This window comes from Klebsiella sp. GW_Kp182 (assembly GCF_040062275.1).
GTDB classification, from domain to species: Bacteria; Pseudomonadota; Gammaproteobacteria; order Enterobacterales; family Enterobacteriaceae; genus Klebsiella; species Klebsiella michiganensis.
Genome location: NZ_JBEAFQ010000001.1, coordinates 318,163 through 340,999 on the forward strand (window position 1 = coordinate 318,163; position 22,837 = coordinate 340,999).

The following is a 22,837-nucleotide window of genomic DNA, read 5'->3' on the forward strand; positions in this document are numbered from 1 at the left end:
TTTTATTCTGGCTGAAACCATCATGACGACCCCTTCTGAATGTTGCCTGAAAACCGGCGGCGACCCGCGTACGCTTGCGGATTACGCGCGCCTTCGCGATGAAATGAACAAACTGACCCATCCGGCGCGCCCGGATGTCAACTGGCGGCTCGCGGAAAAACTCTGCCTGTCGCTGTTTGAGCACAACGGCGTGGAGCTACAGACTGCCGCCTGGTATACGCTTGTCCGCACGAATCTGGCGGGGCTATACGGCATGAATGAAGGGCTGGCGATACTGGTCGCGCTGGTCTCCCGGCAGTGGGGCAATATGTGGCCGCAGCCGACGACTGCGCGAATCAAAATACTCAGTTCGCTCAGTAAACGGCTGCAGCAGGCGATGCGCACGCTGTCGCTGACCTATATCGACCTGAGCCAGCTTTACCAGGCAGAAGCGCATCTGACGGCGCTGGATGACGTACTGCAGCGTCTGGAACTCAAACATGCCGGCCAGCTTGATGCCCTGTCTATCCTGCTGCACAACGCGGCGGTGCGGCTGGAGAGCAGCGAAAATAAAGAGGAGACCGCGCCGCAAGCGGCCGCGCCTGATCCTGACCCTTCCAGCCTCCCTGAACCGACCGCGCAGGTGAAATGGGTCTATGTCGCCGAACCGGCATCGCGGCCGAATGCTGACGTTGTGACGGCATTCCCGGCGCCCGCGAAGCCCTGGAAGCCGTTTGTCGCCGGGATGCTGACTATGCTGGCGCTGGCCGGGGCCGCGGCGGGAGGATGGCGGGCAACGCACCCGTCCGATTCGGGGCAGATGCGGTTTCCCGCCCGGTTCTCTCCATTACCCACGGTGCTTTCCGCTGAGCAGTTACAGACGCTACGACAACAATCCCCCTCGGCCGAGACGGGGATAAAACAGACTCAGCAGCAGCTGGCACAGCTTTTACAGCTAAAACCGGACTGGGCTTTGAGTTATGGCACTCATCTGGCGCAGCAGGCGCTGACGCTATGGCCAGAACAGGCGAAACCGCTGGCGCGGCAATGGCAACAGCAGGTCAGCGCCGCCGCGCTTCCCGTGGAGAATCTCAGCGGCTGGCACCAGGGAATGACGCAGCTACAGCAGTTGACGAACCGGCTTAACGCGCTGGATGAACAGAAGGGGCGGTATATCACGGTGAGTGAGCTGAAGTCAGCGGTGTTTGCCATAACGCAGTCGTTGAGCCGTACCGTTCCGGCGGAAGAGCAGCTGCGACAACTCTCCGCACAGCCGCGCAATCAGCCAGGGTCTGCGGCGCAGCAGAACCAGACGGAGCAGCATCTGCAACAACTGATTGCCCGCTATGCTGCGCTGAAACAAAAAACGGCGGAATAAGCCTGCAATAGCCACCCGCACGGGTCATTAGCGTGACGCATGACTTTCGCTATCGGAACGGCCGGTTGCCGGCCTGATGCGACAACCCTGCCACACCCGGCACCGGCGCGCCTGTCGCGCCGGTGCCTCCTTTCAGCGTTTAATCTCCCCAGACAAGGCTATCTAATAACGCCGTAATTCACTGGCTTCCCAGCTATACGCGTCCCTGGCGATTAACGTGTCGCCAAGCTCCTGATAATCGAAATGATAAAACTCAGCGCGGGCGCCATAACCGGAGTAGTCGACTGCCGCAAGGCCAACAAACGCTCCGGTAAAGAATCCGCCATAGCTTTGCAGGACATAATCATCCGAAAGGATCGCAGCATCTAGCTTCACAGGGATTTCAGTGAACTCAACCCCATCAAAGCTATATTCATAGCTATACGTTTCCTTCCTGACTTTCGTCCGGAACCAGACATATTCAACGTGCTCCGGGACCTTAATGGCTTCATCTTTTAAATATGATGTATACCGTCCTCGATTATTCTCACCTATTTCAATGACCTTACCGTTAATTTCATTCCAGGTAATGAACACAAAACTCCAGTGACGATCGTTATAGTAATTCGTTAATCCAGCCATTTGCTGGTAGTTAAATGGATTAAATTTAACTTTAACTTTCGCATCAAAATAAAAGGCTTGCCAGCGTCGGGCAATCAGCGACAGGTCATGGGTATTCGCTAAAGATCCCTGGCCAATTAACGTTAACTTGCCATCGCCGGTGGTACCCATTTTTTCTGTAAACGGCACCCGCAGGGTGTTCCAGTTACCATCGAGTGTCGCCGTTGTAAATTCGTCGTGCTGGCTACGGTCTTCCGGACTTTCGGTATCAATGGCATCTTTCGGGCCTTCGACAAACGTCTTTCCGCCGTGACCGCCTTCAATACGCGGCCAGCCGCCTTCATCCCAGTACACCTTCTGGATAGCCGTTTCTCTGCCCAGCGTTGACCAGCCGCGAGGATCGTAGACTGACTCACCCGGGCGATTCCACGGACGCGCGCAGAGCGAGGCGTAGTACCATTCGCCGCCGGGGGTGGAAACCAACGCGCCGTGCCCTTGCTTTTGGATGTAGCTGTCTGGCGTATCGACGTTGGTTAAGAAGACCTCACCTGGCTCCGTTTCAAAGCTGTTGGCGTCTAAGGTTTTAGAACGCGCAACCACTTCCTGGTGCGTAAATACGGTGCCCCCCTGGGCGGCAAAAAGATAATAATATCCGTTCAGTTTATAGAGATGCGGCCCTTCAACGAGCCCAACGGCGGTCCCCCGATAAACGGTACGCGCGGTCTCTGGCATTAATTTCAGGGTTTTTGTATCCAGTTCAGTTAACGTGATGCCGTCAAAGGGATGGTGATATTCGCGATGGTCCCAGGTTTGCTGCACGATATATTTCCGGCCATCATCGTCGTGGAAGAGAGAAGCATCAAAACCTACGCCGTTAAGCTTAATGGGATCTGACCACGGGCCGCGGATATCGGCTGCGGTGGTCAGATAGTTTGTCATGTCTTTAAAGGCGCCTTCGGTGACTTTGACGTCGGTATACACTAGCCAGAATTGACCGTCGGCATAAGAGAGCGCCGGCGCCCAAATGCCGCCTGATGAAGGGTTGCCTTTCATATCCAGAAGGGTGGTGGTTGACAGGGGCGCAGGGAGAAGATTCCAGTGCTCCAGGTCTTTTGACTCATGTAAACGAACGCCAGGGAACCACTCAAACGTAGAGTTGGCGATATAGTAGGTGTCCTCGACACGGATAATACTGGGGTCGGCATTAAACCCACGTAAAATAGGGTTTTGAATAAGTGACATATCATTACACCTTTTTATTTAAATGTTCCAAATGCATTTAATTTATATTTTTAACTACGCGCGGACTTCATCAAGCTGACGGTTGATATCGGTTACGTTTTTGTCAGAGATGGGATAAACCTGCATGATGATCATCGATACGATGGCTAACGCGATAGGGATCCACACCGCGGTCATAATGATCCCGTCGATAGCGCTGGCGCTTTGCTGGGCGCCGGTTTCATTAAAGCCATAAACGGCCAGTAACCACAGGGGAATCGCGCCGCCGATGGTAAAGCCGATTTTGAAAAAGAGGCCCATAATCGCATTAATGATCGCCGCATTTCGCTTGCCAGATTTTAATTCGCCATACGCAATCACTTCAGGAACCAGCGCCCACATAAAGCCGGTCGCGGACGTTAAGCCCCATTGTTTAATGAAGGTGGCGATGTAAGCCAGCCAAAGCGCATCGTGCATGCCCTCGCGTGACCAGACGTAAGTCAGTAGCTCGCCGACAATAAACATGGCCAGAAAAATATGGAAGAAGCCTTTTTTACCAAAAATTTTCTTGAGTTTGGGCCAAAAAATAGGGAATGCGATGCCCGGTATGGAGGCGACAAGGCCTACGGCGCCCATCCATTCTGAATGACCGACAACGTACTGATTGAAAAAGCCGTTAACCGTGTTCATGAAAAACATGAACGTGAAGGCCAGCATGAAAAACAGCCCGAGAATAACCAGCGGGCGGTTATGTTTGAGTTCAAGGAACAGATCGGTCGTTTTGACGTTGGCGGTCTGTTCTGCCGTCGCGACAACGCGTTCTTTCGTAAATTTATAGCAGATGAAAAGCGCCACCGCGCCGATGAGCATATACACGGAGTAGACGCCGAACCAGGCGTAGTTGGCTGATGGATCGGTATAGTTTCCCAGATTGAGCTCAATGCCGAAAAAACCGGTGTCCTTAAGGCTGCGATCTTTTGGTGAAGCCATCTGTACAAACATCGGGAACAGGGTATAAACAAGAAGATTGGCGCTATTGGCCAGCATCATTCGGGTACTGGTGAGTTTATCAATTGATTCCGGATCCCGGGTCAGGGACGCATTAAGCGAACCATAAGGAATATTCACTACGGAATAAACTAAATCCAGAGCCAAATAAACGATGAAGGCAAAAGGTACCGAACCTCTGACCCCAGGAATGGGAGCAAAAAGTAAAGCGGAAAGGATCACCAACGGTACGCCGGCTCTTAACAGCCAGGGGCGATATTTACCTGCTTTTGACGTTCTTTTGTCAACATACGTGCCGACCATCGGATCCCAAAAGACATTGATGATTCGGACAAAAAGAAATATAAACCCTGCCGTTGCCGTGCTGATGGTATTAACCGTCAGCATGTGAAGAGCCAGAAAGCCGCCTATTGTGCCAAAAACCAGGTTTTGAGCGAAGTCGCCCATACCATAACCAATACGTTCTCCACGCGTTAATTTATGATATTCATCATGGCGGCTTTGCATTATGTTTTTACTCATTCTGAGCAGACTCCGGTGTGTTGTGTGGATGTGTAACAATTTCTGACATAAATGATCTCGAAGAATCTATTACGTTTTTAAATTAATTTATTATGTTTTTTTACTTCTGTGATCATCGAAGCAAAGCCTCTTCCAGACCCTCCATTTCACTTGTTGATTAACGCGTTACAAGCTATACCCCGGTAGATTTAAAACGCCGCAAAACCGGCATTTTGTTTTATTGTTTTTTTTACTCTGACCACTCCAGGAAATGTACTCTACAGGGTTATCCGTGCGCTGAGTAAATGGCGATAATATCTGCGGGTGGGCTCACGTTTGGGCGTTTTCTTAATAGCGAAGCGAAATAACGTAATATATTCTGATTGCCCAGAATGGGATTGTTATTATCCGAATAAAGCTAACCTATATTGAGATAATTATGACAATGATAAAAAACTTCCATTACCGATGGCGGTCGTGGCCACGCTGTGCCCAATTTTCGTATTCGCGCGAGAATTTACTCAAGAACAGATCGACGCCGTGCTGATAAAAAAGTGGATGTTATTACCAACCCGCAGACCACCGCGGCCACGCCGGATATGGCGATCCCCTTCGGTCTGAAGGCCCGCTACGGCGCGCAGTTCCAGACCGGCGATCGGCCGTTTAGGCAATGAAGGCAATGGCGGCGAATTCCAGATAACCAAAGCCTTCAACAGCTGTAAAGGAGCTATCTGGGATATCAACGTCATGTTTGCCCACCGGAGCGATGAAGTTAACCTGAAAAAAGCCTACGTCGGCGTCACCAACGTGCTGGAGTCTAACCCCAATGCCAAATCGGAGCCGGCCGTGACTTCCATCAGCGTCCGCAACAGGGGATCAACAACGACTTCCGGATGGGGTGAGGCATGGTTCCAGAAGCCGATGGATCCAACAACGAAGAGGCTGGCGTGCGCCAGCCTCTTCGCGCGTTCAGCTATCTCAATGCACCGTCAGGCGCAGGGCCAGGTCCTGCGGGTAGGGATCAAAGTAGTTCTGCGCCTGCAGATAGCGATCCGGGTATTCGGCCAGATAGTGCTTAAGCAGCGTTAACGGCGCAAGGATAGGCAGCAGCCCGGAGCGATAGTTAAGGATCACCTCCCGCAGCTCGCCGCGCTGGCGGCTGTTTAGCTGGTTACGAAAGTAGCCCTGAATATGCATCAGCACGTTGGTGTGGTTTTTACGCGAGGCGGGCTGTTTCAGGATCGTCATCAGTTTTTCGCGGTAGATCGCAAAGAAAGCCTCCAGATCCTGCCATTCGTGGAGCGAGGCAACGAACGGGCCAATCTCGCGGTATCCCGCCTGATGGTGGGCCAGCAGCTGCAGTTTATAGCGGCTATGGAAATCCAGCAGCGCGCGGCGCGTCAGGCCATTTTTGTGCAGACAGTTAAGCTCGTGCAGGGCGAAGACCCGTTCGACAAAATTCTCACGCAGCACCGGATCGTGCAGGCGGCCATCTTCTTCCACCGGCAGCCACGGATATTTCTCCATCAGCGCGGCGGTAAACAACCCTGTGCCTTCTTTTCGCCCGCGATTGCCCTTTTCATCGTACAGCCGCACGCGCTCCATGCCGCAGCTGGGCGATTTGGCGCAGACGATAAATCCCGATAGTTCGCCCAGGGTCGAGAGGTGGGCGCTGGCGAAATCGGCCATCTTCTCCGTCACGTCGTCGTGCGGTGCATGCGTGAAGCGCATGCGGATTTCCCCTTCGGTCGTTTGCACCAGCCGCAGCGCCGGGCGCGGGACGGGGAGGCCGATAGCCATCTCCGGGCAGACGGGTTTAAACGCCACCCACTGCGCCAGCTCGTCCATCACAAAGCCCATGCGCTTATGCCCGCCGTCGAATCGTACGGCAGAACCGGTCAAACATCCGCTGATCCCAATGACAGGTTGTGTGTTCATGGCGTAGTCCTCTTTTATTGTGCGGTTCGGGTGAAGAAAAGGGTCACGGTGGCGACGGTAATGCCGAATTTCTTCATCTCGGTTTTGTTGAACAGGTGCGCGTCGTCCTGCAGGAACATCCAGTCGTCGAAGTGCAGTAGCCAGGTGCTACCGCTGGCCGTCACGTTCATGCTGTAGCGCCAGTGAAAAGCGTTGCCCGCCGCCTGGCCGGTCGCCACGCCGGCAATGTCGCCCGCGGTGCCTTCATAACGGTGGTCGCCGGTGCGGCGAATGCGCCATACCCGCTGCTGCTTTTCGCCATCATCGTAGATAAAGCGTTCGTGGAGCGTCAGCGTGTCGCCAACAACGTCGCCGTCAATGGCGACATGGAAGCGGCGCAGCTGTTTGCCGTTGCGATCCTGAACCATCCCCCAGGCTTCCGTTTTGCCCTGAAAGTAGTGGAAAATGTCCAGCGCCGGCTGCTGCTGCCGGTAGTCGGCCACTTCGGCGCTGCAGCCCGCCAGCGCCAGCATCAGCAGCGCGAGGCCAAGGGTCAGAATGCGTTTCATGATGTTCGCTCCGCGGTAAGCTGCACAACGCTGATGGTGCGGGCGTTAAACCCGGCTTCGCAGTAGCCGAAGTAGTAGAGCCACATGCGGCGGAAGCGATCGTCAAAGCCGAGTTTCTCAATATCCTGCCAGGCGTGGATAAATCGCTGCCGCCAGTGGGCCAGGGTGCGGGCGTAGTCCGGCCCCATATCGAACAGATCGCGCACCACAAAATCGGTGTGCCGCGTCATCAGCTCGTTCATCGCCGTGATGCTGGGCAAAAATCCGCCGGGGAAGATGTAGCGCTGAATAAAATCCACGTTTTTGCTGTAGCCGCGATAGCGCTGATCCTGGATGGTAATTGCCTGGATCGCCATTCTGCCGCCCGGGCGCAGTCGCGCCTGGCAGGTGCGAAAGAAAGCCGGCAGATAGCGTTGCCCCACGGCTTCAATCATCTCCACCGACAGCAGCTTGTCGTACTGGCCGGTCAGATCGCGGTAATCGCAGAGCAGTACCTCGACGCGATCCTGCAGCCCGGCGCGGGCAATTCGCGCGTTGGCCCACTGGAACTGTTCCTGCGACAGGGTGGTGGTGGTGACCCGGCAGCCGTAGTGGCGGGCGGCGTATTCGGCCATCGCCCCCCAGCCGGTGCCAATCTCCAGGAGATGATCGCCGGGCGTAAGCGCCAGACGCTCGCAAAGGCGCGCCATTTTGGCCCGCTGGGCCTGGGTGAGATCCTGGCCGTCGTCGGTAAACAGCGCGCTGGAGTAAAGCAGCTCGTCGTCAAGGAAGTGGGCGTAAAAGTCGTTGCCCAGATCGTAATGGGCGGCGATATTCGCCTTCGCCTGCGCGCGCGAGTTGCGGCGCGTCCAGTGGCGCAGCCGCTCTACGGGCTTGCCCAGCAGCCGGAAGCCGCGCTCCAGCCGCCCCAGTACCTGGCCGTTACGCGCCAGGATCTGCAGCAGCGGCGTCAACTGCTGGCTCTCCCATTCGCCGTCCATCCAGGCCTCCGCGGCGGCGAGGCTGCCGCCGGTCAGTAAACGCCGGTAGACGCCCGAGGAGAGCACGTGCACCTCGGCGCGCAGCGCGGCGGCGGGGTCGCCAAAGTGAAAGGTCTGCGCCCCTTCGCGTACGGTGAGCGCCCCTTCGCGAATGCCGCTCAACAGACGAAAGAGCAACCAGCGCGCGATACGCACGTTGCGCGGGATATCGGGTTCAAGCGCAAAGACTGGATCGGTCATGAACGTTCACTCCTGCTGACAGGGTGGTTGTACAGCGGCACGCGCTTGAGCCATAGCCGCAGCGCCTGCCAGTAGATCGCGAGGACGTTTTTCAGCGTCATCAGCGGAATGCGCAGCAGCAGCCCGCGCAGGCTGGCCCGCGTTAAAGGCGCGCGGCTCAGGGCCAGCGTGGCGTCGAAGACTTTCGCGGCCTGATGGTTCTCGATATGCATGTGCAGCGTTTTACCGGGACTGTTAAAGCGCCAGAGGTAGACCATATCCATCGGGTTAAACGGCGAGACGTGAAAGGCTTTCGCCAGCGGGCGCGCCCGTTGACCGTCTACCGCGTAGTAATGGCGCTCATTCCACGGCGTGTTGCGCACTTCGGCCAGCACCCAGCGCAGGGTACCGGCGCCGTCGTAGCAGTAGTAAAAGTTGACCGGGTTAAAATGAAAGCCCAGGTAGCGCAGTTGGGTCAGCAGCATGACGCGGCCATCCGGGCGCGCGCCGGTCAGGTTTTCCAGCCGGTTCAGAACCTGCGCTTTCAGCGGCGTGCCCAGCGGATAATCCGCATCGTAAAAAGAGGCGGCAGCAAAGCGATTGCGGCGGATACCCGCTTCGCCGAGCCGATCCAGCTCATCCAGATCGAGCCAGGCCATAAAGATGCGATAGCGAAAGTGGTGCGCTTTCGGCTGAAGACGGCGGTGGCGTAATACGCCCTGATAGAGGCAGCTGTTCATGTCAGAGGTTCTCCGCCGCGATGATGCCGTTGACCACATCGAGGGCGCTGCGCACGCCATCTTCATGAAAACCGTTGTACCAGTACGCGCCGCAGAACCAGCTTCGCTGGCGGCCGTTAATCTCCTCGCGCCGCATCTGGGCGGACCAGCTTTGGGGATTAAATAGCGGGTGTTCATAGACCATACGCTTCCAGACGAAGCGCGGGTCCACCGGCGTTGGCGGATTGAGGGTGACGCAGAACAGCGGGGCGTCGGCAGGCAGGCCCTGGAGAATATTCATGTTATAGGTGACGCAGGTGCTGGCCTGATCCTGTTCGCTCAGGCGATAGTTCCAGCTGGCCCAGGCGCGCTTGCGCACCGGCAGCCAGCGGGGATCGCTGTGCAGGACCACCTCGTTTCGCTGCCAGCCGATATCCCCCAGTATTTCGCGTTCGGCGAGCGTCGGGTCCGCCAGCATGGCCAGCGCTTCGGCAGAGTGGCAGGCGAAGATCGCCTGATCGAAGTGCTGCTCCCCCGATGCCAGCTGGAGCGTGACGCCATCCTGATGACGGATCACGTTCTGCACCGGCGCATTGAGGCGCAGGCGCAGGCGATCGCCGGACCGGGCAAGCAGGGCGCGCACGTATTCGCGCGAGCCGCCGGGCACCACGTACCACTGCGGGCGCTGGCGGATATCCAGCAGGCCGTGATTATCAAAGAAGCGCAAGAACAGCGCCAGCGGGAAGCGGCGCATCTCCTGCAGCGACGAAGACCAGATAGCGGCCCCCATCGGCAGGATATAGTGGCGTGCGAAAAAGGGGCTAAAACGGTGCCGCTCAAGGAAGGTCTGCAGCGTGGCGCCCGGGTCGAACGCCCCCGCCAGCGCCTGCTTCGCCAGGCGATTAAAGCGGACGATCTCCGTCAGCAACCCCCAGAAGGCCGGCTTTAGCAGATTGCGCCGCTGGGCGAAAAGCGAGCTCAGGCTGTGGCCGTTATACTCCAGCCCGCTTTGCGGATTGTGGACCGAAAAGCTCATCTGCGTTTTTTGACCGCTCAGCCCCAGCTCGTTAAGCAGGCCCATAAAGCGCGGATAGGTGCGATCGTTATACACGATGAATCCGGTATCGATGGCCCAGGTACCCTGCGGCGTGGCGATATCCACCGTGGCGGTATGCCCCCCCGGCGTGGACGCCGCTTCGAACAGGGTCACTTCGTGTCGCCCGGCAAGGCGCCAGGCACAGGTCAGCCCGGCAATGCCGCTGCCAATAATCGCGATTTTCATGGGCGCACCATCCTGCGCAATAGCCTGCGCTGAAGTCCTTCAGGAAGCCCGGCCAGCAGACGCAGAAGCAGGCAAAAGCCCGTCGGGAAGGCGATACGATCGTGCCCTTTCGCCAGACCGCGGCGAATCGCTTTAACCGCCTGCTCCACGCTCACCTGGCCGGGCATAGAAAAATCGTTTTTACGCGTCAGCGGAGTGTCAACAAACCCCGGCGAAACGACCGTGACGGCGATCCCTCTTGGCTCCCAGTCCAGGCGCAGACTGTTGGCAAACCAGGTCAGCGCCGCTTTCGAGGCGCCATAGGCTTCGGCCCGAGGAAAGGGTAGCCAGTGCGCCATTGAGCTCACCAGCACCACGCGATTCCCGGCTGACAGCTGCGACTGAAGCGCCGCCAGGCAGTTCACCGGCCCGAGAAAATTAGTGGTGATGACCCTTTCAACCAGCCCGGCATCCACCGTTCCGTGTTCGAGATATTCGCAGGTCCCGGCGCAGAGAATGATCAGATCGGCGCGGCAGTCAGCGAGCGTCTGGCGACAGGCATCCCTGTCCGTCATATCGAAAGAGCGGACGCTGATGTGGGGACTGTGCTGCTGTAGCGCCGACAGACGCGACGGATCGCGGCCGCAGGCGATAACCCGGTGGCCGTCCGCAGCGAAGGACCTGGCGAGCCCGGCGCCAATGCCGGAGCTGGCGCCGGTGATGAGCACCGTCATCATGACCGCACCCTCCGTTTAGCGCCGCGCACCGCCCAGCCCAGCAGGGGAAGGTGTTCGTACAGCATCTCCCCGGCGTCGTAGTAGTCACGCTGGTGAATAATTCGTTCGTCTTCAACGGTGACCACCGAGCAGCCCGCAAGCTGTAGCGCCTTACCCCCGGCAAGTCTCGGATGCGACCAGTGCATGGTCCAGGCGACGGCAAAACGTTGACCTTCGCAGAGCGGGGCATCGAGGGTGAAACGGCAATGATCGACGTTGGCCAGCAGGTGCGAAAGATAACTCTGGATCGCGGACAGCCCCTGGTGTTGGCCAAAAGGATCGATCAGCAGCGCATTCGTGTGGTACAGCGCGGCCAGCGCCGAAGGCGGCTGGGTATCCAGCGTGGCGTAGTACGTACTAAAACGGCTAATGACGGATGGCGAGGGACTCATAGGTCACTTCCTGAGTAAACAATATGGCATAGTTAAAACTTACACAATTAATATTATTTGTCCAAGTTTTGACTAAAATATTTTTTATTTTCATTGATTATCAGTTGGTTAATAACATGTCTTTGAAGCATGATTTTGTGGGTGTTGGAGAGAAAAGAAGAGTCTGCGGGCTTGTGCGAAAAAAGAAGAGGGGCAATTCTGAGGGACCTGCTCGTTGCGCCACGGAGCGGTGGCGCACGCAGTTAGAGCGCAACAATCTCCAGAGAGACAACCTGTTGCTGCCAGCGTTCAACCTGTTTCTGCCGGGCTGCAGAGAGTTTACCGGTCGTCACCAGCAGCCATTTGCGATCCGGCAGGATCTCCGGCGCCAGGGTCGCGGGGGGCGAGGGAAGGATGTCGATGCGGTGGCCCTGACCGGTGCGTTTGAGCGCTTCGAGCCAGATTTCGCAGGCGTCCGTCAGGTGCCAGCCGGTGATCAGATAGTTATCGCCGGGCGCCTTTTTGTCCCCTTCGAGGCAAAAAGAGGTGTAGGCGATAATGATGCCGTCGAGGATTTCGCGCAGCGTCATGATGGCCGGTACGTTGGCGGAAACCTGGCTACGCAGCGGGCGCAGCACTTCGGTGACCAGCTCGGGGCGGGGGGATTCACGACCGGCGTCGTAAATCAGCTGGCGCAGGGATTCGATTTTCCCCTCTTTAAGCCGCTGGAGCATGCTCTCCTGCAAGGTGATCCAGTTATTCGTCCGCCGTGCGCCAGGGCGCGCCAGCAGGGGCTTTACCTGGCTGACAGGTACCCCTTTTTTTACCCAGTCGAGGATTTTAAGCGCCTGCTGGATATCGTCATCGTTATACAGGCGATGGCCGCCATCGGTACGCTGTGGTTTAAGCAGGCCGTAGCGACGCTGCCAGGCGCGAAGCGTCGTCGCGTTTATGCCGCAAAGCTGCGCAAATTCTCCGATGGAGTAGGTCATAAGGTACACCTGATAATCAACAATACTCTCAATAATATACTACGAATAGCGGCGGGTTGAGTGCATTCCACGCGTTTGCAAACCGTAGCCTCGCCGGAACTTAGTGAAAAGAAAAAGGAGAGAACAAATAAATCGCCACCATCCCTGAGAGGCTGACGATCGTGCTGATGATGAATCGGGTTCTGAACGGCTGCTTTTGCGTTTTGTGGCGGAACAGCTGTTGGCCGGCTATCGCGCCAGCCCAGCCGCCCAGCACCCCGAACGCCAGCAATGTGGCTTCCGGTACTCTGCGCCAGGCCCTGCGCGCCGCCATTTTATCTACGCCGTAGAGCGCCAGGGTCAGCGCGTTGACCAGCAGGAGCCAGGTAGCAAAGGGCCAGGCGGTAAAAATGCTGCCGACCGCTGCGAAGATCAGGAGCAAATAACAACATCGATTGAGATTTATCATATGAGCCGCGGTTATTTTTAGCGTGTATCGAAGCCGCATTATACGCATTACCCGCGGCGAGAAAAATCCGCTGCCCGCTTCGAATGGCATGAGCTTATTGCGTCATTTGCCGGCTGGTGTACAACGTCATCCCGACCGCGGCAAGAAGCAGTATGCCGCTTAAGCCAAACGCGCTTTGCCACCCCAGGCGGTCAAATACCAAACCGCCCGTCGTCGAACCCAGCGCGATCGACAGCTGAATAACGGCAACCATCAGACCGCCTCCCGCTTCGGCGTCGTCGGGCAGCGTCCGCGCGATCCATGTCCACCAGCCGGTTGGCGCCGCGGTCGCCAGCATCCCCCACAGGCTTAACAGCACGGCAACGGTCCAGGCGTGGTGTCCTACCAGAAGCAACGTGCCGGCGATGAGGGCCATCAATAAAGGGATGGTCATTAAGGTCTGATAAAACCGGGCGTTGAGGAGTGTTGAAACGCCCAGGGTGCCGATAAAACCCGCGACGCCGATAGCGAGCAAAATCAGGGACAGGCCAGAGGCGCTGACGCCGGTCACCGCTTCCAGAAACGGCCGCACGTAGGTAAATAAGGCAAACTGCCCCATAAAGAAGAGTCCGCAGGCCAGCAGACCGATCGCGACGATGGAATGTCTGAGCAGGCGAAGCACGGAGCCGCGCGGCCGGCTCGCTTTATCGCTTTCCATCGCAGGCAGGCTGAAGCATTGCCAGATGAACGCGACTATCGCCAGCGGCACGAGGCAGAAAAAGGCGCCGCGCCAGCCGACGGTGGCCCCCAGATAGCTGCCAAGCGGCGCGGCCACGACGGTCGCCAGCGCGTTGCCGCCGTTGAAAATCGCCAGCGCGCGGGGAACCTGGTGCGCGGGGACCAGCCTGATGGCGGTGGCCGCCGACATCGACCAGAATCCCCCGATAACGATGCCAATCAGGGCTCTTCCCGCCATATAGATCGCATAGCTGTGGGCCAGCGCGACAATCATTCCCGAGACCGCCATCAGAACCGTCAGCCCCAGCAGAAGGTGTTTACGATTCAGACTTCCGGCAAGGTTAGAGATAGTCAGGCTGGTCAGCACCGCCAGGGCGCCGGAAATCGCAATGCCCTGGCCTGCCAGCCCCTCGGTGATGTTTAGCTCTCCGGCGATCGGCGTCAGCAGGCTGACCGGCAGAAATTCGGAAGCGATGAGGACAAAAACGCACAGCGTCATGGCAAAGAGGCCGCCCCAATGGGCGTGCGGTTGAGGGTGTGGTGTACGACGACTCAGTGTGGACATGATAGGGGTATCTCTTTATTTTTCCGGCCAGATTCGGGTGCGGCTGGAGCGGACGCTATTCATTGAATAACGACTAAAGCGTGGGTAAACGTCATGCGCGGGCGAGGGCAAGCCGCCCGCGACGATCGGGCGGCTTCCGGCCGTTATCTCAGGTTGGTTTTGAAAAACTGTTCAAATCTGGCAAACGGGATTTTACCGGCCGCATTGTCATAGAGATCGACATGGTTCGCGCCGGGGACGATCACCAGCTCTTTCTCTTTGCTGCCGATGGCCTTAAAGGCGTCTTCGGCAAAATAGCGTGAGTGGGCTTTTTCTCCGGTCACGATCAGCGTCGGGATAGTGACTTCACTGGCATAGCTCAGCAGCGGCATATTCATAAACGACAGCGGCATGGTTGCATTCCACGCGCCGGTTGAGTTCACGGAGCGGGCGTGGAAACCGCGCGGCATCCGGTAATAGTCAAAAAACTCTTTCAAAACCGGGTTCGGGTTGGCCGGCAAGGTTTCCGGCAGAATACGATCGCCTGCGCTGACGTGACCTTTCTGATCGACATAAATATCATGCCCGCCCGGCGCGAAGGTGCCGCTTTCCGCATCCTTCCAGCGCTGCGCGTTCAGATACTGCAAGACGGCGCGGCGATCGGCGGTGGTATAGCGGTCTTTACCGTCGCCAACGCCGTGGCCCATCGCGCGGCTCATGTCGTACATGACGCTGGTGGCCACCGCTTTCACCCGGGTATCCATCGCGACGTCGTTCAGCGCCATGCCGCCCCAGCCGCAGATGCCGAGCAGGCCAATTCGGTTGCGGTCCACCTCGTTTTGCAATCCTAAGAAATCCACCGCCGCGCTGAAATCCTCGGTGTTGATATCCGGAGAGGCGACGTTACGCGGATGGCCGCCGCTTTCCCCCGTATAAGAAGGATCGAAGGCGAGGGTGACAAAACCCTGTTCCGCCAGGGTCTGCGCATACAGACCGCTGGACTGCTCTTTCACCGCGCCGAAGGGGCCGCTGACTGCAATCGCCGCCAGCTTGCGCTCGCCGCGATCTTTCGGAATGTAGAGATCGCCGACCAGGGTGATCCCATAGCGGTTCTGGAAGGTCACCTTACGGTGAGTGACTTTCGCGCTTTCCGCGAAGGTTTTGTCCCATTTTTCGACCAGTGAAACGGGCGCGTTTGGATTGGTTGTCCCGGCATAGCTCATGGTGGTGACTCCACTTAGTGACGCGCATAGCAGCATGGCAGGCATGGCGGCCGTCAATTTTCTGGTAAACGCTTTCATTAATCATTCCCCTAAAACAGGTTCCAGATACAGGTTTCATACGGACAACGCTGCTGTGCTTTGTTGCAATGCGCTGATTATAGTTAGCAGTCAGAGTGCTGATTAGCGGGTGAAAAGTGCTAAGATTCATATCATATTGTTATAAATTACGGCGCAGGCGCGGGAGGAATCATGGCAAAACGGGAAAACTATAACGATCTGTACCTGTTTATGCTGGTGGTGCGGGAGGGCAGTTTTACCGCCGCGGCGCAGCGGCTTGGGTTGGCGCAATCCGGCGTCAGCCGTGCGGTACGTGAACTTGAAGAAAGGCTGGGGGTACAGCTTCTGGTGCGTACCACCCGTAAACTCTCGCTCACCCAGGCCGGCGAGCAGCTCTATCGAACCGTTGAATCCGGCTTTGATGCGTTAGATTCGGGGCTTTCCACTCTGGCGTATTATCGCAACACCCCCACCGGTACCGTCCGCATCAATGCCAGCCAGCACGCCATTGATAAAGTGCTTCTGCCAAAGCTTTCGGTGTTCAAACAACGCTATCCCGATATCCGGCTGGAACTCATCAGTGAAAGCCGGTTTGTCGATATTATCGCGGAGCGATTTGATGCCGGGGTGCGTCTGGGGCCGGAAGTCGGCGGCGGTATGGTCGCGGTGCGCATTTCACCCGATATGGAGATGGTCGTTGTCGGCACGCCCGAGCATTTTCGCCGCTACGGTTTTCCGCAAACGCCGGCGGACCTGGTGGTTCATCCCTGTATCGCGTACCAGTTTGGCGACGGGACTATTTATGCCTGGGAACTCAATCAGGACGGTAAAAAAATCACCCACCGGCCGCAGGGACAGTGGGCCTTTGCCGACAGCTATATGGAAGCGAAGGCCGCCCGGCTGGGGTTGGGGCTGGCCTATGTCCCGCAGGAACTGGTTGCCGATGACTTAGAGCGAGGCGCGCTTATCAGAGTCCTGCAGCGTTACAGCCAGCGGCTGGAAGGCTCTTTTCTCTATTATCCCCATCGTAATGTGTCGCCCGCGCTGCGGGCGGTGATAGACACGCTGAGAATCTGAGCAAGCAGGACCCAGAGTGGGGCGCGGATCGTTGACTGGGTTTAAGGCAGTAACCGCAAGCATTTATCAATCATTGTGGTTTTTCACGGGGATGAGTGCCTTAATCCCGTTTTTCCAATAAGCTTTCTAACCACTCGGTAAACACCCGCACTTTGCGTGAAAGATGGCGGTGCGGATACAGAAGTGACAATTTGCGATCGGGGGTAGGGTTGTCAGGTAAGACTTCCACTAACAGGCCGCGATCGAGATAAGGCTGTAAAAAAACGTTCATTCCCTGGACTAATCCCAGCCCTGCCAGGCCTGCCGATAAATAGGTTTCAGAGTTATCGATGACCAGCTTGCCGGGAAGCGTCATTTCAACTATTCCTTCTGGCGTAGAAAACGTCCACGGCATAATTTGTCGGCTGCTGCTGTTAATCCAGTTGATGGCCTGATGCTGCTGTAGATCCTCCAGCGTTTGCGGCACACCGTGGCTGGCAATATAGGACGGGCTGGCGCAGGTCGTCATTTTAATATTGCCTAACTTACGGGCGATATAGTCCCCGTCGTCCAGTTCCCCCACCCGCAGTAAGCAATCAAGACCATCGCGCAGCATATCCCGGCGGAGGTCTGAGCTACTGAGGATGATTTCGACGTCAGGGTGCTGGCGATAAAAATCAGGCAGATGGGGGACGACCAATAACGTCGCAAAAGCGACGGGCATATCCACGTGAAGCTGGCCGTGCAATACGCTATCGCTCCCAAACGACTCCAGCAGCGCATCTGCCTGGGCCAGTAAAGGTTTACTCTGCCGATAAAACGCTTCGCCGTCAGGCGTCAGGTTGATGCGCCGCGTTGTTCGCTGCATCAAACGCGTGCCGCAGTGCTGCTCAAGCAGCTGCAATGCCTTAGTGACGGCAGGACGATGAATCTGCAGGTTCTCCGCTGCCTGAGTAAAGCTACCGGACTCGACAATTTCAATAAAAATGCGAATCGATTCAAAGAGGTTTATTTGCATAGCGGGCTTCTTTTGCCGGGATCGGGATATCACATTGTTACTGATTTTATAATAGTGATGCACTTTTTTGGCTATTTTTCTAAATAATATAACGTCCTACACTCCTTCCATCATGAAACTGAACCGCTCCATAGCGCTATTGTGAAGGATATTACTCCATGAAAAATAACCGAATCTGCCAGATCCTGAATATAGAAAAACCTGTTATTCAGGGGCCGTTATCGTGGTTGACCGATGCCCGTTTAGTCGCCGCTGTCAGCAATGCCGGCGGGCTTGGTGTGCTGGGGCCGAATGCCGGTTTAACCGCTGAGACCGCGGTGTCCACGCCTGAAGAAACCGCCGAAAAAATGCGTGAAGAGATCCGCAAAACCAAACGGCTGACCGAAAAACCTTTCGGCGTGAACCTGATCCCCGCGGCTGAAAACGATATCTGGACCCCGCCTATTTTGCAGGTGATAAAAGAAGAGGGTGTCAGGGCCGTGGTGTATACCGGCTACGGTGAAGGAGCGCTCATACCGGCGCTGTTCAACGAATTAAAAGAGGCGGGCATTGCTATCATCTATCGCGATATTAACCCGACGCCTGAAAATACCCGCCTTGCTGAAGAAGCGGGCGCCGATATCATCGTCGCGACCGGCTTTGATGAGGGAGGAACATTGCCGGGGACCGCGCTGGGAACCTTTTCTATCGTGCCGCTGATCGCCGATGCGGTGAAGCGTGTTCCGGTGATGGCCGCGGGCGGTATTACCGACAAGCGCACCGCCAGAGCGGCGCACGCGCTCGGCGCTGAAGGGATATTTGCCGGTTCGGTTTTTATCGCGACGGAAGAAAGCAGAGTGCCGCGGTCGGTCAAAAATAAAATTATTGCCGCCAGTGGCCTGGATTTACTGCTTTTCCGCACGCTGCCCCATTACTATCGCTCTCTGCCGGGCAGACTGGCCGAAAAACTGGTGGCGATGGATAAAGCCGGCGCCAGCAACGAGGCGCTCGGTGAAGCAATGGGGGGATTACGCGGCCTGCGCGTCGGCATGCTGGAAGGCAATGCCGATGAGGGCTATATCGCGCTCGGCACGGGTATCGGCAGCATCCGCAGCGTCAAAAGCGTAGCGGAAGTGGTCGACGCGTTAACCGTGAGTTAGCGCTCCCCAAGAGACGCAGGCCGTTCAGCTAAATCATCCGCTTGTTAGCGTGTCTGACTGAGAATAATACGGTCGAATATACGGTCGCCCAGCCAGACGCGCAGACAGATAAGCATTTTTGCAAACTTACCCGCGGCATAGCGCGTACGTGGGTTCTTACTGTTAATGGCGCTTGAAACGACATCCGCGATAACCTTCGGATCGCTGCCTGTCCCGTGCCCGTAAGTTTTTTTGATCGACGCGGCCACCATTTTCACCAGTTGGCCATAGGGGCCACTGTGTGAACGTTTGACGATGCTTTCGCTGGCAGCATCACCGAAGCCTGTCTCTATCACCCCCGGCTCGACGATCGTGACCTTAATCCCAAATCCGGCGACCTCCAGGCGCAGGCAGTCTGACCATCCTTCGAGCGCGTGTTTTGTGGCGTGGTACCAGGCACCAAGGATGCTGTACATCTTCCCTCCCATCGAGGAGATGTTGACAATATGCCCGCTACGTCTGGCCCGCATTGCAGGGAGCAGTAGCTGCGTCAGCCGTGCGGCACCAAAGAGGTTAACCTCAAATTGATAGCGTGCTTCATCAATACCGATCTCTTCTACGGGTCCATACAGGCCAAAGCCTGCATTATTGATCAGGACATCCACTCCCCCGGTTTGCGACAGAATGGCGTTTACACAGGAGACAATCTCCTCATCCCTGGCTATATCCATCCGTAACGGCTGTGCGCCAAGTTCGGCCAGATCGGCCATTTTATCGATGCTACGGGCGGCAACATATACCTGGTAACCATCCTGAATCAGGCGACGGGCAATAGCTTTACCCATCCCTGACGATGCGCCGGTGACCAGCGCGGTTTTCTTTTCCGGAGCGAACATAAGGACCTCGTTTCATGGACTGGCTACAGTTTGCCAGCAGAGAAGCCATTTTCATCTGGCCTTGTGCGCCAGTACGCTTGCTAACGGCGCCATTCGCTTCAGAAAGGAAGCCGCCTTCTGTGGAAACGACAGGAGTAACGCGGTTCTTATGGCAAGTCGGTGCTTAACAACCGCGTCATCTCGTTTGTTTAACCTGATGAGCTCTTTCCATTAAGACGCATGCTCCCTCTGACGGTTTCCGGCGTCTGCCCGGTCCAGGCCATAAATGCGCGATAGAAGGAGTTTGGATCTTCAAAGCCAAGCAGGAATGCAATCTCATAGCCGGAGAGATGGGTATGACTCAGATAGTGCCGCGCCAGGTTCTCCCGGCAAATATTGACCAATGTACGAAAATTTCCTCCCTCACTTTCAAGTCTGCGCTGAAGCGTACGTTTGCTCATACCGAGACGCTCCGCCGTTTTCTCAATAGTGGCTTCGTTACCGGGAAGAAGCTCAAGAAGTACCGCCTGTACGCGTTCAGTTGTTGAGGCCGTTTCATCTAACGTGCTGAGACGGCGGCGCAGCTCTGGTTCAAATATTTGCCACATTCCTTCGTTCACCGTTAAAAACGGGCGGAGGGCATCAGCGGCGGAAAAGCTGATGGCTGGTTTTTCTCCATACGCTACGGCGGTACCGAAAAAGCGGGTAAGGTGGCCGTCCTGTATTCTGGCGGGAAGCTGAGGGAGCGTGACTTTCACTGCTGTGACCGGTTCGCGAGTGGCAAGTTTTAGCAACCGCAGTAAGAAAGCAAGTTCTGCTATCTGCAGGGAAGGAGGAATGTTTGTCGCTGACAGCCAGCGCGGTGAAACGGTAAGGATGCCGCTGTGTTCTACGACTATTTCCAGAACCATTGGGGCAATGAGTTGCTTATATCTGGCCAGTCGCTGAACCGCCTGCATCATGTTGGTGCTGCATAGTGCGGCGAAAAGCGGGGGATCAAAGACTTCAGCAGAGACTCTTTCTACCAGTGGTAAGGGAAAAGCAGGATCGTTTGTTTCTACCTCAAGGGCGCGCCAGAAACGAATATACTCCTCGATATTAAGGCCGCGCTCTGTCCTCGAAAACGTGTCGTCGGGCAATCCTGCTTTGCGCAGTAGATGTTGAGGCGCTAAACCGGCATCTTTTAGCAGCGCTTTCCAGCCGATGTTGAGAGAGAAAGTACGGTTATGTGCCATTGTCAGGTTTCCGCAGGATGAGTGTTGTCAGGGAGCGAATCTTTTCCCGGAGAAGAGCATAACGTTTCAATCCTGGCGGTAACATTCATAAAGCGCCACAATTGTTGCAAATCACGCCAAATGAGAGGCGGCTGTACACCTTCCCTGAGTCATTGAGTCATCCATGGGCGGCCTCTCCAGCCTGGGCCCTGGATTCATTCGCGTTACCAGCTCGCCAGCTGGCGAGCATCGTGGCGTGAAAATAAAGCTTGCTATCAATCGCCATCTGTGTGATCAATAGCAAGTTGATTTACTACACAGATGCGGTAATAAACGGTTTAGCGAAGCAGTTCTCATCTCAAGCGTTATCTACAGATAATCCTTCTTTAGACCCTCCTTATCGTGATTAATTAAGCTCTGTGACGCGAATAATGTTAAAGTTTTTTGAACCTGCGACAACGATGACGGTCTAAACCCGAGTAGACAGGTTCAGAAGCTGGCGCAAACGGTGATAGTGAAGGAAAGTCCTTGAACCTCCCGTTTAGCGTGAAAAGTGCATAAGAGATAGCGTTATCCCAAAGCACACGATTATTTCATTGAAATCTACCGAACATTACGTGCCCTCGGGCAAACTAAGAAATTAACAACATTAAAAAATCGCTGGTGCAGTAATAGAGTTCAGTCTGAAGTGCGCTTCAGATGTTTCTATAAGAAGTAATGACAATGATGTCATTGTTATTCTCAACCATTCAGAGCAGCGTTTTACGCTGTGACAGAAAAGCCGGGAAGGCGTTTTCTGTGAAATATGGCTAAATGTCCCTGCGGTAAAGAATGTTGTAGCAAAAAGAGGCTAACATCATGATTGACCACATTCATTTCAGATGCCCATGCTGTCATGGGTCACAGTACAGAACATCCACCTACGATGTTTCTGAAAAAAATCCGTTTGGCGCGAAATGCATTTTTTGTAAATCCGCAATGATTACATTTGATAACATCGCACCGCATATTTCCAGAAACTCGGCATCGCTGGCGTTACGGAAGTAAGAAAAGGCCCCGAAAAGGGCCTTTGATATCTGCAAATACCCTAAATAATTCGAGTTGCTTAAAGGCGGCCAGGGCGTGAGCTTCAAGAAGCATAGATAACGCCTTATCCCGGCGGCCCGTAAGGGCGAGGCTCATGGATGAACCGAGTAAACACATAAGCCGCTTGAAGTATGACGGGTATAGTAAGCATTATTACCATTTTGATCGGGCTGCCTGCGGGCAGCTTTTTAGTTTGTTTAAATTTAAATCACGCCGTACTTTTCTTCTCTTTGCCGATGTGCGTCAATGCGCAGCTACGCAATTCTTACGGAAATCTTGTTGCGTTCTATAATTCTTAAACCAGAACTAATCAGGTATTTCTATGCATATCCTACCGCCCGTCCGTCCGGAAGAGAGTATCCAGCGCTTAACGGCGCTCCTGACGCCAATTGCTGAAAAAATGGTCGTTGTGCCGCGGAAACGCATGACCTGGACGCATAAAAATCAACCGCAGTTGTTCCTTTTCCTTGACGGCGAGCTCTCCATACTCCGGGCCTCGGACGGTCTGTTGATTGTCACGGTTTACCACCCACACCTGTTTGGTATTGCCGAGATGATCCAGCCGGTACGCGGCCATCAGCTGCGTGCGGAAACCGAATCGACAATACTGCGCGTTGATGCGCAAAAAGCGATGGAAGCCTTTCGCCAGCACGGCGTTTGGGAAGACGTCGCCTCACTGTTGTCGTACCACACGGCTTATCTTTTCTATCGCGACGCGCTCGTCGTACAGCAGCGAACCTACGCCGTTATCCGCAATCATTTGCAGGAAATGGGCCAGCTACCCGAAGAGACCCGGATGCGGGTCTCTATCCTGGATTATATCCAGGAACGTACGCACTTATCTCGCAGCAGTGTATTAAACGTGTTGTCGGCGTTAAAAAGTGGTAATTATATTGCTTTTAAACGGGGAGGGTATTTGACGGGGGTGAATAAATTACCCGAGCGTTTTTAGCGCTGGCAGTTTGTCCAAAATTAAATAATAAAACGATT

At 55.6% G+C, this 22,837-nt stretch carries 21 protein-coding genes and 1 pseudogene; 6 read left to right on the top strand and 16 right to left on the bottom strand.

The window, feature by feature from the left end; genetic code table 11:
• Positions 1 to 22: 22 nt before the first annotated feature.
• Positions 23 to 1,357, top strand: a complete 1,335-nt coding sequence (locus ABLU88_RS01530) for a VasL domain-containing protein (protein WP_348836117.1) — start codon at positions 23 to 25, stop codon at positions 1,355 to 1,357.
• Between the two features lie 162 nt (positions 1,358 to 1,519).
• On the opposite strand, the gene ABLU88_RS01535 is transcribed toward ABLU88_RS01530, so the two are convergent.
• Together ABLU88_RS01535 and ABLU88_RS01540 are read right to left on the bottom strand one after the other, a co-directional pair.
• Complete coding sequence (locus ABLU88_RS01535; protein ID WP_014838284.1) at positions 1,520 to 3,199, bottom strand: glycoside hydrolase family 43 protein; 1,680 nt, start codon at positions 3,197 to 3,199, stop codon at positions 1,520 to 1,522.
• Positions 3,200 to 3,253: 54 nt separating this feature from the next.
• A complete protein-coding gene (locus ABLU88_RS01540; RefSeq protein WP_162557343.1) occupies positions 3,254 to 4,693 on the bottom strand; it encodes an MFS transporter in 1,440 nt (479 codons plus the stop codon).
• Positions 4,694 to 5,155: 462 nt separating this feature from the next.
• On the opposite strand from ABLU88_RS01540, the pseudogene ABLU88_RS01545 reads away from it, so the two are divergent.
• Positions 5,156 to 5,571: pseudogene (locus tag ABLU88_RS01545) on the top strand (carbohydrate porin); the annotation flags it as partial.
• 94 nt (positions 5,572 to 5,665) lie between these two features.
• Here ABLU88_RS01545 and ABLU88_RS01550 read toward each other — a convergent pair.
• From ABLU88_RS01550 to ABLU88_RS01600, 11 genes are all read right to left on the bottom strand, one after another.
• Positions 5,666 to 6,625 (bottom strand): DUF523 and DUF1722 domain-containing protein, encoded by a 960-nt coding sequence (locus tag ABLU88_RS01550; protein ID WP_014229093.1) that lies wholly within the window; start codon positions 6,623 to 6,625, stop codon positions 5,666 to 5,668.
• A 14-nt stretch (positions 6,626 to 6,639) separates the two neighbouring features.
• Positions 6,640 to 7,173: a DUF3833 domain-containing protein gene (locus ABLU88_RS01555; protein WP_025107997.1), complete on the bottom strand. Its 534-nt coding sequence runs from the start codon at positions 7,171 to 7,173 to the stop codon at positions 6,640 to 6,642.
• Positions 7,170 to 8,393 carry a cyclopropane-fatty-acyl-phospholipid synthase family protein gene (locus ABLU88_RS01560; protein ID WP_014838292.1) on the bottom strand — a complete coding sequence of 408 codons (1,224 nt, stop codon included), beginning with the start codon at positions 8,391 to 8,393 and terminating at the stop codon, positions 7,170 to 7,172. The genes ABLU88_RS01555 and ABLU88_RS01560 overlap by 4 nt, the downstream gene beginning before the upstream one ends.
• Entirely contained in the window at positions 8,390 to 9,112 is a 723-nt protein-coding gene (locus ABLU88_RS01565) for a DUF1365 domain-containing protein (protein WP_348836118.1), read from the bottom strand. Before ABLU88_RS01565 ends, ABLU88_RS01560 begins: the two co-directional genes overlap by 4 nt.
• Position 9,113: 1 nt before the next feature.
• The gene (locus ABLU88_RS01570; RefSeq protein WP_064358494.1) at positions 9,114 to 10,373 is read right to left on the bottom strand and encodes an FAD-dependent oxidoreductase; all 1,260 of its coding nucleotides are present in this window, start codon (positions 10,371 to 10,373) and stop codon (positions 9,114 to 9,116) included.
• Positions 10,370 to 11,089 (bottom strand): SDR family NAD(P)-dependent oxidoreductase, encoded by a 720-nt coding sequence (locus ABLU88_RS01575; protein WP_038424404.1) that lies wholly within the window; start codon positions 11,087 to 11,089, stop codon positions 10,370 to 10,372. The genes ABLU88_RS01570 and ABLU88_RS01575 overlap by 4 nt, the downstream gene beginning before the upstream one ends.
• Complete coding sequence (locus ABLU88_RS01580) at positions 11,086 to 11,520, bottom strand: nuclear transport factor 2 family protein (protein ID WP_014229099.1); 435 nt, start codon at positions 11,518 to 11,520, stop codon at positions 11,086 to 11,088. Before ABLU88_RS01580 ends, ABLU88_RS01575 begins: the two co-directional genes overlap by 4 nt.
• A gap of 242 nt (positions 11,521 to 11,762) precedes the next feature.
• Positions 11,763 to 12,491 carry a MerR family transcriptional regulator gene (locus ABLU88_RS01585; RefSeq protein WP_064377860.1) on the bottom strand — a complete coding sequence of 243 codons (729 nt, stop codon included), beginning with the start codon at positions 12,489 to 12,491 and terminating at the stop codon, positions 11,763 to 11,765.
• A 100-nt stretch (positions 12,492 to 12,591) separates the two neighbouring features.
• Positions 12,592 to 12,936: a DUF1294 domain-containing protein gene (locus ABLU88_RS01590; protein ID WP_032693677.1), complete on the bottom strand. Its 345-nt coding sequence runs from the start codon at positions 12,934 to 12,936 to the stop codon at positions 12,592 to 12,594.
• A gap of 97 nt (positions 12,937 to 13,033) precedes the next feature.
• The gene (locus ABLU88_RS01595) at positions 13,034 to 14,221 is read right to left on the bottom strand and encodes an MFS transporter (RefSeq protein WP_348836119.1); all 1,188 of its coding nucleotides are present in this window, start codon (positions 14,219 to 14,221) and stop codon (positions 13,034 to 13,036) included.
• Between the two features lie 143 nt (positions 14,222 to 14,364).
• Positions 14,365 to 15,501, bottom strand: a complete 1,137-nt coding sequence (locus tag ABLU88_RS01600) for an alpha/beta hydrolase (RefSeq protein WP_348836120.1) — start codon at positions 15,499 to 15,501, stop codon at positions 14,365 to 14,367.
• Positions 15,502 to 15,672: 171 nt separating this feature from the next.
• Here ABLU88_RS01600 and ABLU88_RS01605 point away from each other — a divergent pair, with 171 nt between their 5' ends.
• Positions 15,673 to 16,557, top strand: a complete 885-nt coding sequence (locus ABLU88_RS01605) for a LysR family transcriptional regulator (protein ID WP_014838299.1) — start codon at positions 15,673 to 15,675, stop codon at positions 16,555 to 16,557.
• Positions 16,558 to 16,657: 100 nt separating this feature from the next.
• Here the strand turns inward: ABLU88_RS01605 and ABLU88_RS01610 are convergent, their stop codons facing one another.
• Complete coding sequence (locus ABLU88_RS01610; RefSeq protein ID WP_102803588.1) at positions 16,658 to 17,554, bottom strand: LysR family transcriptional regulator; 897 nt, start codon at positions 17,552 to 17,554, stop codon at positions 16,658 to 16,660.
• A 158-nt stretch (positions 17,555 to 17,712) separates the two neighbouring features.
• Here ABLU88_RS01610 and ABLU88_RS01615 point away from each other — a divergent pair, with 158 nt between their 5' ends.
• Positions 17,713 to 18,693 carry a nitronate monooxygenase gene (locus ABLU88_RS01615; protein ID WP_014229106.1) on the top strand — a complete coding sequence of 327 codons (981 nt, stop codon included), beginning with the start codon at positions 17,713 to 17,715 and terminating at the stop codon, positions 18,691 to 18,693.
• A 44-nt stretch (positions 18,694 to 18,737) separates the two neighbouring features.
• Here ABLU88_RS01615 and ABLU88_RS01620 read toward each other — a convergent pair whose 3' ends face one another.
• Together ABLU88_RS01620 and ABLU88_RS01625 are read right to left on the bottom strand one after the other, a co-directional pair.
• Positions 18,738 to 19,568 (bottom strand): oxidoreductase, encoded by an 831-nt coding sequence (locus ABLU88_RS01620; RefSeq protein WP_048263679.1) that lies wholly within the window; start codon positions 19,566 to 19,568, stop codon positions 18,738 to 18,740.
• Between the two features lie 188 nt (positions 19,569 to 19,756).
• A complete protein-coding gene (locus ABLU88_RS01625) occupies positions 19,757 to 20,782 on the bottom strand; it encodes an AraC family transcriptional regulator (protein WP_224394629.1) in 1,026 nt (341 codons plus the stop codon).
• A gap of 837 nt (positions 20,783 to 21,619) precedes the next feature.
• Between ABLU88_RS01625 and ABLU88_RS01630 the strand changes: the two genes are divergently transcribed.
• Positions 21,620 to 21,808 (top strand): cold-shock protein, encoded by a 189-nt coding sequence (locus tag ABLU88_RS01630; protein WP_071532263.1) that lies wholly within the window; start codon positions 21,620 to 21,622, stop codon positions 21,806 to 21,808.
• A gap of 361 nt (positions 21,809 to 22,169) precedes the next feature.
• Entirely contained in the window at positions 22,170 to 22,799 is a 630-nt protein-coding gene (locus tag ABLU88_RS01635) for a winged helix-turn-helix transcriptional regulator (protein ID WP_014838304.1), read from the top strand.
• The last annotated feature ends 38 nt before the right edge of the window (positions 22,800 to 22,837 follow it).

Coding starts and splice junctions, on each gene's coding strand:
- ABLU88_RS01530 (WP_348836117.1), top strand. CDS start 23: ATGACGACCCCTTCTGAATGTTGCCTGAAAACCGGCGGCGACCCGCGT.
- ABLU88_RS01535 (WP_014838284.1), bottom strand. CDS start 3,199: ATGTCACTTATTCAAAACCCTATTTTACGTGGGTTTAATGCCGACCCC.
- ABLU88_RS01540 (WP_162557343.1), bottom strand. CDS start 4,693: ATGCAAAGCCGCCATGATGAATATCATAAATTAACGCGTGGAGAACGT.
- ABLU88_RS01550 (WP_014229093.1), bottom strand. CDS start 6,625: ATGAACACACAACCTGTCATTGGGATCAGCGGATGTTTGACCGGTTCT.
- ABLU88_RS01555 (WP_025107997.1), bottom strand. CDS start 7,173: ATGAAACGCATTCTGACCCTTGGCCTCGCGCTGCTGATGCTGGCGCTG.
- ABLU88_RS01560 (WP_014838292.1), bottom strand. CDS start 8,393: ATGACCGATCCAGTCTTTGCGCTTGAACCCGATATCCCGCGCAACGTG.
- ABLU88_RS01565 (WP_348836118.1), bottom strand. CDS start 9,112: ATGAACAGCTGCCTCTATCAGGGCGTATTACGCCACCGCCGTCTTCAG.
- ABLU88_RS01570 (WP_064358494.1), bottom strand. CDS start 10,373: ATGAAAATCGCGATTATTGGCAGCGGCATTGCCGGGCTGACCTGTGCC.
- ABLU88_RS01575 (WP_038424404.1), bottom strand. CDS start 11,089: ATGATGACGGTGCTCATCACCGGCGCCAGCTCCGGCATTGGCGCCGGG.
- ABLU88_RS01580 (WP_014229099.1), bottom strand. CDS start 11,520: ATGAGTCCCTCGCCATCCGTCATTAGCCGTTTTAGTACGTACTACGCC.
- ABLU88_RS01585 (WP_064377860.1), bottom strand. CDS start 12,491: ATGACCTACTCCATCGGAGAATTTGCGCAGCTTTGCGGCATAAACGCG.
- ABLU88_RS01595 (WP_348836119.1), bottom strand. CDS start 14,221: ATGTCCACACTGAGTCGTCGTACACCACACCCTCAACCGCACGCCCAT.
- ABLU88_RS01600 (WP_348836120.1), bottom strand. CDS start 15,501: ATGAAAGCGTTTACCAGAAAATTGACGGCCGCCATGCCTGCCATGCTG.
- ABLU88_RS01605 (WP_014838299.1), top strand. CDS start 15,673: ATGGCAAAACGGGAAAACTATAACGATCTGTACCTGTTTATGCTGGTG.
- ABLU88_RS01610 (WP_102803588.1), bottom strand. CDS start 17,554: ATGCAAATAAACCTCTTTGAATCGATTCGCATTTTTATTGAAATTGTC.
- ABLU88_RS01615 (WP_014229106.1), top strand. CDS start 17,713: ATGAAAAATAACCGAATCTGCCAGATCCTGAATATAGAAAAACCTGTT.
- ABLU88_RS01620 (WP_048263679.1), bottom strand. CDS start 19,568: ATGTTCGCTCCGGAAAAGAAAACCGCGCTGGTCACCGGCGCATCGTCA.
- ABLU88_RS01625 (WP_224394629.1), bottom strand. CDS start 20,782: ATGGCACATAACCGTACTTTCTCTCTCAACATCGGCTGGAAAGCGCTG.
- ABLU88_RS01630 (WP_071532263.1), top strand. CDS start 21,620: ATGATTGACCACATTCATTTCAGATGCCCATGCTGTCATGGGTCACAG.
- ABLU88_RS01635 (WP_014838304.1), top strand. CDS start 22,170: ATGCATATCCTACCGCCCGTCCGTCCGGAAGAGAGTATCCAGCGCTTA.